This window comes from Halorubrum sp. AJ67, assembly GCF_000513435.1.
This window is the reverse complement of the sequence record NZ_CBVY010000021.1, coordinates 35,449-46,136: the sequence shown is the minus strand read 5'-3', so window position 1 is coordinate 46,136 and position 10,688 is coordinate 35,449. Positions and strand designations below refer to the sequence as shown.

Below are 10,688 nucleotides of genomic sequence, written 5' to 3'. Positions count from 1 at the left end.
CACGTCGGAGTGGTCGAGCAGCCACGCCAGCGCGACCTGCTGGGGCGTCGCGTCGCGCCGGGCGGCGACCTCCGCTAAGGTCTCGGCCGACTCGCCCTCTTCGACCGCGTACATCGGTCCCCACGGGATGAACCCCACGTCGTTCTCCTCACAGGCGCGCAACACGTCCTCGTCGTCGCGGTGGCCGACGTTGTACCGGTTCTGGACCGTGGCGACGTCGACGATCTCCATCGCGGTCTCCAACTGCTCGACGGTGACGTTCGAGAGGCCGACGTGGGCGATCTGGCCGGCGTCTTTCATCTCCGCGAACGCGTGGACCGACTCCTCGAAGTCGGTGTCCGGATCGGGGCGGTGGTACTGGTAGAGGTCGATCTCGTCGGTTCCGAGCCGATCGAGGCTACACAGGACTTGGTTCTTCAGGAAGTCCGGGTCGCCGTGGGGGAGCCAGTCGCCTTCGCGGTTGCGGAGTAGGCCGGCCTTCGAGGCGACGACGGCGTCGTCGGGGTCGCCGAGCGCCTCGCCGATGAGGCGCTCCGAGACGCCCGGGCCGTAGGAGTCGGCGGTGTCGACGAAGTCGACGCCGAGGTCGACCGCCCGTCGGAGGACTTCCTTCGCCTCGTCCTCGTCGTCGGGAGTCCCGATGATGTCCTCGCCCGTGATCCGCATCGCGCCGAAGCCGAGGCGGTCGACGGTCAGCTCGCCGCCGATGTCGAACGTCTCGCTCCTGCCGCTGGTGTCTGAAGCCATGATCGGCGGGACACTCGCCACGCGGAAAGTCGTGGGGATGGCGGAAGGAGACGCGTTCCGAAGACGGTCCCCGTCGACGCGGCCCTCGCTCGCCCGTGTTGCGTCCGTCGCTACGCATAAACCGCCCCCGCGCGATCGTGACGTATGGACGCCGAGCGCGAGGTACTCGACGTGTTGGCGCGGAACGCCCGCGAGGACATCGACGACATCGCGGCCCAGACGGGCCTCGACGCGGCCGCGGTCGAGGCGGCGATCGAGTCGCTGGAGACGGACGGCGTCGTCCACGGCTATCAGGCCGTCGTCGACTGGGACCGCGTCGACGAGGGGAAGATCCGCGCGGTCGTCGAGATCAACGTCGAACTCGACCGCGAGACGGGGTACGAGCAGGTGGCCGACCGGATCGCGAAGTTCCCCGCGGTCGACGCCTTACACCTCGTCTCGGGCGACTACGACTTCGCCGTCGAGGTGCTCGGCGAGAACATGCAGGACGTCTCCGAGTTCATCTCCGAGCAGGTCGCGCCCATGCCGGCGGTCACCCAGACGGTGACCCACTACATCATGGAGACGTACAAGGACGGCGGGATCCGGTTCGAGGACGGCGACGACGACGACCGCCTCTCCGTGTCGCCATGAGGCTCTCCGACCGCGCGCGCACCCTCCCGGAGTCGGGGATCCGGAAGTTCTTCGAACTCGCGGAGGCGCGCGACGACGTGATCTCCTTAGGCGTCGGCGAGCCGGACTTCTCCGCGCCGTGGACCGCCCGCACGGCCGCGATCGACTCGCTGGAGCGCGGCAAGACCTCCTACACCGCGAACCGCGGGATGGCCGCGCTCCGCGAGCGGATCGCCGACCACCACGGCCGCTACGACCAGTCGTACGACCCGGGCGAGGAGATCCTCGTCACGACCGGCGCGAGCGAGGCGGTCGATCTGGCCTTCCGGGCCTTGGTCGACCCCGGCGACACGGTCGCGGTCCACGAGCCGACGTACATCTCGTACGGCCCGGGGATCGAACTCGCGGGCGGCGAGCAGCTGACGGTCCCGACGCGGGCCGAAGACGACTTCGCGCTGACGCGGTCGGCGCTCGAAGCGGCGGGCGCGGCCGAGGCCGATCTCCTCGTGCTCTGTTACCCGAACAATCCCACGGGCGCGACGATGACCGACGAGCAGCTGGCGGAGGTCGCCGCGTTCTGCCGCGACAACGACCTCCGGGTGGTCGCCGACGAGATATACGCCGCGCTCACCTACGGCGGCGACCACGCCTCGATCGCCACTCAGCCGGGGATGCGCGAGCGCACGGTCGTCGTCAACGGCTTCTCGAAGGCGTACGCGATGACGGGGCTGCGGCTGGGGTACGCCTTGGGGCCCGCCGAGGCCATCGACGCGATGAACCGGATCCACCAGTACACGATGCTGTCGGCACCGACGACGCCGCAGTACGCCGCGATCGAAGCGCTCGACCGGTGCGACGACGAGGTGGCGGAGATGGTCGACGAGTACGACCGCCGCCGGCGGCTGGTCGTCTCGCGGTTCAACGAGATGGGGCTCGACACTTTCGAGCCGGGCGGCGCGTTCTACGCGTTCCCCGACTGCGGCGGCGACGACGAGGCGTTCGCCGAGGAGCTACTGGAGGCGCAGGGCGTCGCGGTCGTCCCCGGCTCCGTCTTCGGTGAGGGACGGATCGGGCCACCTCCGCGTGTCGTACGCGACCTCGATGCGCGAGCTGAAGGAGGCGACCGACCGCATCGCGGCGTTCGTCGAGGGGCGGGACTGACGGCACCCGAATGCCGACGGTCCGGCGAGACTGCGCGAGCGCCCGCTATCACCGGTGATTTCGGGAACGAATCTCTTTCCGACGCGAGAGCGCCCGTGACCTCATGGAGAGCGAATCGCGCGTCGAGGTCCTCTACGTCAACGACGAAGACCAGCTCCGCGAGCTGGTCGCCACGCAGCTGCGCGACGAGAGCGACCGTATCCGCGTCAGCACGGCGGACTCGGCCGCGAGCGGTTCCCGGCGGTTGGCGAACGGAGCGGTCGACTGCGTACTCTGTGATCATCACATGCCGGGGGAGACGGGGTTAGACTTCCTGAAACGGGTCCGCGAGGACCGCCCTGACCTCCCGTTCATCCTCTTCACGAGGACCGGAGACGAGGCGGTCGCGAGCGAGAGCATCGAGGCCGGCGTCACCGACTACATCATTCAGGAGGCCATCGAGAACCAAGCGCCGCTGCTGGCGCGGAAGATCATCACCTACGTCGAACACCATCGCACGAAACGGGAGGTCGACCGACGGAACGGGCGACTCCGCGAGATCGCCGCCGTGACGGACCAAGTCTGGTGGGTGTTCTCACCGACGTGGGACGAACTGGGCTTCATCAACGACGGCCACGAGGCGATATTCGGACAGCCGGTGGCGGAGCTCCGCGACGACCCGACCTCGTTTCTCGAACGGATACACGACGACGACGCGGACCGCGTGCGGCAGGCGATGGAAGCTGTGTCGGCGGGCGACCCGCAGGTCGTTCAGTACAGGGTCGCGAAGTCCGACGGGATCCGGCTCTGGGTCGAGTCGCGGTGTACTCCCGTCACCGACGAGAGCGGCACGGTCACCTCGCTCGTCGGGCTGACGCGCGACATCACGGACCGGAAGCTGTACCAGCGGGAGCTGACCGAGACGGTCGACCAGCTGGAGGAGTTCACCGCGACCGTGTCTCACGACCTGCGGAATCCGATCAACGTCGCGGCCGGGAACATCCGACTCGCGGCCGCGGAGGGAGAGAGCGAGCCGCTCGACACGGCGTTCGACGCGATCGAGCGGATGGACGCGCTCATCGAGGAACTCCTGACGCTCGCGAAGGAGGGGAAGACGGTCGGCGAACGGCGTCCGGTACCGTTCGAGGAGGTCGTCGCACGGAGCTTCGAGAACGTCCGCGCGCCGGAGACGACACTCCGGGTCACCGGGAGCGTGGAACTCTCGTGTGACCCGGCCCGGCTCACGGAGGCGTTCGAGAACCTCGTCCGCAACGCCGTCGAACACGGCCGCAGCGACGTGACTATCACGGCCGGGGTGTTCCCCGACGAGAGCGGCCTATACATCGAAGACGACGGTCCCGGGATCCCGCCCGAAGCGCGCGACCGTGCCTTCGAGAAGGGCCACACGACCCGGAAAGACGGCAGCGGGTTCGGGCTGGCGATCGTCGAACGCATCGTCAACGCCCACGGCTGGGACGTTCGGATCGCCGACGGTGAGACGGGAGGTGCCCGCTTCGAGGTCGTGTTCTGACCCGGGACGGGGAAACGACCCGGCCAGAGGATCCAACGACTCGGTGAACGGGTGAGTCGGCCGGCAGAGTAAACGATAAACAAAATCCGAATTTCCGATCGTTTGCGAATGATTATCACGTTCGATCGTTCACCTCCGCGCATGGAGTTCCAGCTAACGGACGAGCAGAAGCAGCTACGCGAGGAGGTACGGAAGTTCGCCGAGGAGGAGATCCGACCGGTCGCCACGGAGTACGACGTCGAAGAGGAGTACCCGCACGAGATCATGGACAAGGCCGCCGACATGGGACTGTTAGCGCCGCACGTCCCGGTCGAGTACGGCGGTATCGGCTACTCGTCACTGGAGAACGCGATCTTGACCGAGGAGCTGTTCGCGGCCGACCCGGGGATCGGCCTGTGTATCTCCAGCGCCGGGTTCGGCGCGGAGGCGCTGATGGAGTTCGGCACGGACGGACAGAAGGAGCGCGTCCTGCCCGAGGTGACCGCCGGCGACGCGGTGATGGGATCGGCCATCTCGGAGCCGCAGGCGGGTTCGGACGTGACCTCGGTCGCGACCCGGGCCGAGAAGGACGGCGACGAGTGGGTGATAAACGGCTCGAAGATGTGGATCACGAACGGTACCGTCGCCGACTACTTCGTCGTCGTCTGCGAGACGGACCCCGAGATCGAGGACCGCTACTCGGGCTACTCGCAGATACTCGTCGAGGGCGACCGCGACGGGCTCACCACCGACAAGATAACCGGCAAGCTCGGGATCCGCGCGAGCGACACCGCGGAGCTGCGCTTCGACGACGTGCGGGTGCCGGAGGAGAACCTGATCGGCCAGCGCGGGATGGGCTTTCTCCAACTCATGCAGTTCTTCGACGAGACCCGGACCGCCGTGGCGGCGCAGGGGGTCGGGATCGCCCGCGGCGCGGCCGAGCGCGCGCTGGAGTACGCGGAGGAGCGCGAGCAGTTCGACCGCCCAATCTCCGACTTTCAGGCGATCAAACACAAGCTCGCGGAGATGCACACGAACACGGAGGCCGCCCGCTGGCTCACCTACCGCTCCGCGTGGGCGGTCGACAACGAGGCCGGCGACCTGACGGCGCTCGCGTCGATGGCCAAGGAGTTCGCCTCCCGGACCGCGGTCGAGGTCGCCGACGAGGCGGTCCAGGTCCACGGGGGCGCGGGCTTCGTCAACGACCACGACGTCGAGCGCCTCTACCGCGACGCGAAGATCACCCAGATCTACGAGGGAACCACCGAGATACAGAAGAACATCGTCGCCCGGGAGCTGCTCGACGAGGGAGTCTGAGGACCGAACCGGACCGACACTCCGAGCGAAATCGGTACGTAGAAGCTACGGACGGACGTACGATCCCGGCATGAGCGACGACGCGGACGCCGAGGCGGGCAGCGGGACCGTTCGGGTCGGCGGCGAGAACGTTCATGCCGGCGACGAGGCGGGCCCGGAGGAGCGTCTCAAGCGCCAGCGCGACGACCTGCGACTGTTGAATCAGGTGATGCGTCACGATATCCGTAACGACCTCCAGCTCGTCGGCGCGTACGCCGAACTGCTCGACGACCACGTCGACGAGGAAGGGAAGGAGTATCTTGAGGTGATAAAACGGAACACCCAGAGCGCCGTCTCGCTCACCACGACCGTCCGCGACCTCGCGGAGGTGATGCTCCGGGACGACGCCGAGCCGAGCGGCGTCTCGCTCGATCACGTCCTCTCACAGCAGGTCGAGGAGGTCCGGTCGGCGTACTCGGAGGCCGTCTTCACGGTCGAAGGGTCGTTCCCCGCCGCTGAGGTGGTCGGCGACGAGATGCTGAGCTCCGTGTTCCGGAACCTGCTGCGGAACGCGGTCCAGCACAACGACGAGACCCCGCCGACGGTGACGGTGTCGGCGACCGCCGAGAAGGCCGACGGCGTCGCGGAGGTGCGGATCGCGGACAATGGGCCGGGGATCCCCGAAGATCAGCGCGACGAGGTGTTCGGGAAAGGCGAGAAGGACTCGACAGCCCGGGGGCGGGGATCGGCCTGTACCTGGTCCGGTCGCTCGTCGAGATATACGACGGCGACGTGTGGATCGAAGACAACGAACCGAAGGGCGCGGTGTTCGTCGTCAGGCTGCCGCTCTGCGACGGGTAACGCGTCGGGTCGTCACGAGCGGATACACCTCGTTGGGACGGACTACTCCTCGTCGTACTCCATCGCGACCGAGTTGATACAGAACCGCTTCCCGGTCGGCTCCGGCCCGTCGTCGAACACGTGGCCGAGGTGGGAGTCGCAGTTCGCACACCGGACCTCGGTGCGGGACATTCCGTGGCTGGTGTCGACCGTCGTCGTCACCGACTCCTCCTCGGCGGCGTAGAACGCGGGCCAGCCGCAACCGGACTCGTACTTCGTCTCGGCCTCGAAGAGGACGGTCCCGCAGGCCCGACAGCGGTACTCCCCGTCGTCGGGGTGGTGGTCGACGTACTTGCCCGAGAACTTCGCCTCCGTGCCGCTCTCGCGTAACACGCGGTACTCCTCGTCGGTGAGCCGCTCGCGCCACTCCTCGTCGGTCAGTTCCTTCGGGTTGGCGTCCGCGGCCGAATCGCTCGTCTCGCTCATACCACCGATACGCGCCCCACGGGCAAGGGGGTTGCGGCGGTCGGCGTCGCAAGGGGTATGCGGGTCGCGGCCGACGCTCGATCCATGACTCGGGAAGTGACACACGAGGAGGACGGGCCGGCGATACTCGACGAATCGGATATGGGAGACGACGGAAAGATCTACGTCTGTCGGTGCGGTCTCTCGGACTCGAAGCCGCTCTGTGACGGCTCGCACAACGCGACCGCGGACGAGGAAGCGGGCGTCGTGTACAAGTACGAAGGCGACGACGCCGACGGCGAGCGCCGCGAGGTCGGCGAGAAAGCAGACGACGAGAGGTGAGCTACGGGGCGGACGTTCGGACGGTGCTCCGGTGTTTGTGTTTTGAACGCCCTGCGGGACACAGGGGGCGCACCGACCGCCGACTCGGACGCTGTCCGAGTGTACTGTCAACAAGTATCATGTTTGTAGCGCTCGGACGGACGGTATGGACTGGAGCGAAACCGTCTCGCGGAGTCGGCGAGCGGCGACGCGGAGGGCGTTCCGACGCCGTGTCGAGGAACAGGCGCGATCGCTTCGGGCCACGCTAAAGACCGGGGAATTCAAAGGGGGGTTTCGACTCGGCCTCGAGCTCGAGGGCTACGCCGTGGACGGCGACGGCCGGCTCGCGGCTGCCCCCGAAGCGGCGGTTTCGTCGGTCTGCGAACCCGAGCTCGGCCGACACAACGCCGAGATCAACACTCCGGTAACGGGGTTCGACGCCGCCGGAGTCGTCCGACAGGCGGACGAACTGACCGAACGGATCACGGCCGTCCGAGAGGCGTTCGCGGCCCGCGACAGGCGGTTCGTCACGGACGGAATCTGGGTTATCGGCTCGTCGGAGGGAGCGGTAGCGTACCTGTCTGCCACCGAGACGAAGTGCGGGACGGAGGTCCCGGCGAACCTCTCCCCGGAGGCGCGGTACTACGCGCTAGACGCCGACATCACTGCTGACGGTCCGGTGGAGTTGGATCTCCCCGGCTGTCGGCGGGCGTTCCAGAGCATCCTCGTCGAGTCGCTGGCGGCTTCGATACAGGTCCACCTCCAGCCGCCGACCAGCGAGTACGCGCGGTACTTCAACGCGGCACTACGGACGGTCGGACCGGTGGTCGCCTTGGCGGCGAACGCCCCGTTTCTCCCGCCGGAACTGTACACTGACGCCGACGCGGAGACGGTCATGACCGCCGGAGTCGAACTTCGGATTCCCGTGTTCGAGTCGATGAACGTCCGCAGTCCGGGGAAAGTCCGATTCCCTCGCGATATCGAGTCACCGACCGACGCCGTCGACCGCATCGTCGATGACCGGCTCTGTGCGCCGCACCTTCGCGAGTGGCTCGCCGACGCTCCTCGCGGCGGGTTCGAGGCCGACCACTGGGAGTTCCTCCACAAGCAGGGGACCTGCTGGCGTTGGGTCCGCCCCGTGTTCGGCCCCGAGGGACCACGGATCGAATACCGACCGCTCGCGGCCCAGCCGACCGCGGCCGACGTCGTCGGACTCCAGTTGCTGGTCGCCGGTCTGATACACGGGGCCGTCACTACCGATCACCCGCTGATCGGCCTCCCGTGGCGTGCCGCTCGCGAATCGCTGTATGCCGCGAGCCGAGACGGGTTCGAGGCGGACCTCGCGTGGGTCACCCGTGACGGTGAGCGAACCGACGATCCGGCGGCGGTCTATCCGGACCTGTTCGCCCTCGCCCGCGTCGGACTCCGCGACCGCGGGCTGGCCGCCGCCCGGATCGATTCCCTCCTCGATCCGATCGAGCGCCGCTGGACGACGCGGACGACTCCGGCGACGTGGAAGCGGGATCGGGTCAGGGCGCGGCTCGATTCCGGTGACGACCTTGCGACCGCCGTCACCGGAATGCAGCGCGAGTACATTCGGCGGGCGGAGACGGGAGAGCCGTTCGCAGACTGGATCGAGTGAGCGCGTCGCGCGCTACGGCCCGCTCGAAACCCCGATGACAGGGAAAACGACCGTCAGCGACGGGTCGACGCGGTTCACAGCACGCCCATCTCGCCGAGCCGCTCGGGGAGGTAGGTGTCGGTGACGAAGTCGAGACCGCGGCTCGCCAGCGACTGCTGTTCGGACTTCTTCCCGATGTCGAGCTGGAGCTCGATCTGCTCTTTCCAGTAGTCGGTCTGGAAGCGCGGGTCCTCCAACTCCGATTCGAGCGCGTTGATGTCGGAGTCGGCGAGGGGATCGCTGGGCAGGTCGTACTCCACGATGTCCTCCGGCTGGATCCCGATGAACCGCGCCTCGGGCGTCGCGAGGTACTTCGAGAGGTGCGCGGACTTGATCGAGCCGTACGCGACGGAGCCGTAGATGCGGTACGACCACGGGTCGCCGTCAGTGAACACCACCACGGGGAGGTCGAGCTCGTCGCGGAACCGTTTCGTCAGCCGGCGCGTGGCGCGGGCGGGCTGGCCGCCGAGGTGGACGACCAAGGCGTCGTGTTCCTCGTCGAACCCGTTCTCGACGAGCCGGTCGCGCATCCCGCCGGTCTCGACGCAGAGGACGAACTCGGCGTCGTTGTCGAGGAACTCGATGGTGTCCGGGTTGTTCGGGATCTGGTAGCCGCCCTGCCCCACGTCGAGCTGACAGTGGATCTCGCGGTCGCCGCGGTTCGTCTGCTCGCGGAGCTCCAGCGGTCCCATCACCTTCGCGCCGGACTCCTCGGGCCGCATGTGGAAGTCCTCGCGGGTGACGCCCGTGACGATTTCCAGATCCTCCACGAGGTCGTTCGACTCGTCCTGCGAGGAGAACTGCGCCTCGTCGTTGTCCCACGACTCGGAGAGGTAGTACAGCTCACGCAGCGTGGACGAGCGGTCGTCGTCGAGCTGGTCCGCGAGGAACTCGATCGTGTACGCCGCCTTCAACAGCTTGCGCGCGCCCCGCACCGAGTTGGCGCTACGCGTCGAGGTGCGATCGCCGTACGTCCAGACGCCGCTCTCCTCGTCGTACTCGATGTTGCTCTTCGTCCGCGTGGGAAGCGTCATCTCGGGGATCTTCCCGTCCGCGAACTGGTCGTAGAAGTCCGCGGCTAGGTCGATCAGCTCGTCTCGTGCGTCGCTTTCGGTCGTCATTTATGCGTTCACCGTCAGTTTCTCCGTCTCCACGCCGCCGACGCTGACCTCGAAGTCGGCGTCGCCGTCGATCGCGTACGTCAGTTCCCGCTCGTCGCCCGAGGGCACCTCGGGTTTCCACTGGACGAACCACTCGCCGTCCATGTCCACGGCGGTCCCGTCGGAGAGGTCGCTCGGCTCCGTCGAGACGATGTCCGTGATCTCAAGCTCCTCGTTCACGTCGGAGTGGTTCTCGACGACCAGCGTCACCGTCTCGCCGTTCACCTCGCGTTCGACGCTGACGTTGTTCATGATCCGCGCCAGCGCACCGTCGATGTCGGGGCGCGAGCGGCCCGTCACCTCCGAGACCTTGTCGGCCATCTCCGGGAGGATCCGGCCGAGCACGTCCTGTTTCTCACGGCGCTGTTGCATCGAGCGCCGCTTGTTGAGGAACGACTTCAGCTCGCGGGCCGCCTCGCGCACCGCCAGTTCGATCTCGTCTTCGATCGCGGGGACGTTCGCGAGCGCGTCCTTCGACTCGCTCGTGAACGGGACGTTGGTGGAGGCGACGTGGATCGAGATGACGGCCGGCCCGTTCGGCATCCCGGAGCCGCCGGGCTGGTCCAGCCCGTAGTTGCGCCAGCCGATCGACTTTATCACGTCCGTCGTCGCGCACGCGCCGCGCTGGTAGACGAGCGGGACGCGGTTCGCGAACCGCAGCAGCTCGACCGACCCCTCCGCCGGAATCTCGCCGCCGTAGGCGATCCCGGCCTCGACGATGAACGGGTCGCCGCCGTGGACCTCGGCGTCGCGGGTCGCGGCCGCGTAGAAGTCCGCGTCGTACTCCTTTCGCAGCCCCGCCTCGACCAGCTCCGCCGTGATCGGCGCGAGGCAGTCGGTCGGCGGCGCGAGGATGTCCGTCGTCCGCATCGCCTCCAGCAGGTCGGCGGCCGCGTCGCGACTTCCCGCGATCGCT

Annotated in this window: 8 protein-coding genes and 3 pseudogenes; 7 read left to right on the top strand and 4 right to left on the bottom strand. The window is 67.7% G+C overall.

All coding sequences use genetic code 11. The annotated features are described in order from the left end of the window. On the bottom strand, nucleotides 1–747 hold a 747-nt coding region (locus tag BN903_RS13755), incomplete at its 3' end, for an aldo/keto reductase (RefSeq protein WP_048078269.1). 144 nt (nucleotides 748–891) lie between these two features. On the opposite strand from BN903_RS13755, the gene BN903_RS13750 reads away from it, so the two are divergent. The 5 genes and pseudogenes from BN903_RS13750 (at nucleotide 892) to BN903_RS13730 (ending at nucleotide 6,166) form a co-directional block, all read left to right on the top strand. Next, nucleotides 892–1,380, top strand: a complete 489-nt coding sequence (locus BN903_RS13750) for an Lrp/AsnC family transcriptional regulator (protein WP_048078268.1) — start codon at nucleotides 892–894, stop codon at nucleotides 1,378–1,380. Then, a pseudogene (locus BN903_RS13745) lies at nucleotides 1,377–2,520 on the top strand (pyridoxal phosphate-dependent aminotransferase). The gene BN903_RS13750 and the pseudogene BN903_RS13745 overlap by 4 nt, the downstream one beginning before the upstream one ends. A gap of 103 nt (nucleotides 2,521–2,623) precedes the next feature. Then, nucleotides 2,624–4,030, top strand: coding sequence for a hybrid sensor histidine kinase/response regulator (locus BN903_RS15260; protein WP_052334972.1), 1,407 nt, complete (start codon nucleotides 2,624–2,626; stop codon nucleotides 4,028–4,030). Between the two features lie 141 nt (nucleotides 4,031–4,171). Further along, entirely contained in the window at nucleotides 4,172–5,326 is a 1,155-nt protein-coding gene (locus tag BN903_RS13735) for an acyl-CoA dehydrogenase family protein (protein WP_048078267.1), read from the top strand. A 208-nt stretch (nucleotides 5,327–5,534) separates the two neighbouring features. Beyond that, nucleotides 5,535–6,166 (top strand): annotated as a pseudogene (locus BN903_RS13730) (sensor histidine kinase). Between the two features lie 42 nt (nucleotides 6,167–6,208). On the opposite strand, the gene msrB reads toward BN903_RS13730, so the two are convergent. Then, nucleotides 6,209–6,631 carry a peptide-methionine (R)-S-oxide reductase MsrB gene (gene msrB, locus BN903_RS13725; RefSeq protein WP_048078266.1) on the bottom strand — a complete coding sequence of 141 codons (423 nt, stop codon included), beginning with the start codon at nucleotides 6,629–6,631 and terminating at the stop codon, nucleotides 6,209–6,211. Nucleotides 6,632–6,715: 84 nt separating this feature from the next. On the opposite strand from msrB, the gene BN903_RS13720 reads away from it, so the two are divergent. After that, nucleotides 6,716–6,952, top strand: a complete 237-nt coding sequence (locus BN903_RS13720) for a CDGSH iron-sulfur domain-containing protein (RefSeq protein ID WP_048078281.1) — start codon at nucleotides 6,716–6,718, stop codon at nucleotides 6,950–6,952. A gap of 145 nt (nucleotides 6,953–7,097) precedes the next feature. Continuing rightward, nucleotides 7,098–8,573: a hypothetical protein gene (locus tag BN903_RS13715; protein ID WP_048078265.1), complete on the top strand. Its 1,476-nt coding sequence runs from the start codon at nucleotides 7,098–7,100 to the stop codon at nucleotides 8,571–8,573. Nucleotides 8,574–8,647: 74 nt separating this feature from the next. On the opposite strand, the gene BN903_RS13710 is transcribed toward BN903_RS13715, so the two are convergent. Both BN903_RS13710 and BN903_RS13705 read right to left on the bottom strand, forming a co-directional pair. After that, complete coding sequence (locus BN903_RS13710; protein ID WP_048078264.1) at nucleotides 8,648–9,733, bottom strand: DNA topoisomerase IV subunit A; 1,086 nt, start codon at nucleotides 9,731–9,733, stop codon at nucleotides 8,648–8,650. Further along, nucleotides 9,734–10,688: pseudogene (locus BN903_RS13705) on the bottom strand (DNA topoisomerase VI subunit B); the annotation flags it as partial. It abuts the gene before it with no gap.

Excerpts from the sequence above, each read along its gene's own strand:
- BN903_RS13710 (WP_048078264.1), bottom strand. The coding sequence starts at position 9,733 with ATGACGACCGAAAGCGACGCACGAGACGAGCTGATCGACCTAGCCGCG.
- BN903_RS13735 (WP_048078267.1), top strand. The coding sequence starts at position 4,172 with ATGGAGTTCCAGCTAACGGACGAGCAGAAGCAGCTACGCGAGGAGGTA.
- BN903_RS13750 (WP_048078268.1), top strand. The coding sequence starts at position 892 with ATGGACGCCGAGCGCGAGGTACTCGACGTGTTGGCGCGGAACGCCCGC.
- BN903_RS15260 (WP_052334972.1), top strand. The coding sequence starts at position 2,624 with ATGGAGAGCGAATCGCGCGTCGAGGTCCTCTACGTCAACGACGAAGAC.
- BN903_RS13720 (WP_048078281.1), top strand. The coding sequence starts at position 6,716 with ATGACTCGGGAAGTGACACACGAGGAGGACGGGCCGGCGATACTCGAC.
- msrB (WP_048078266.1), bottom strand. The coding sequence starts at position 6,631 with ATGAGCGAGACGAGCGATTCGGCCGCGGACGCCAACCCGAAGGAACTG.
- BN903_RS13715 (WP_048078265.1), top strand. The coding sequence starts at position 7,098 with ATGGACTGGAGCGAAACCGTCTCGCGGAGTCGGCGAGCGGCGACGCGG.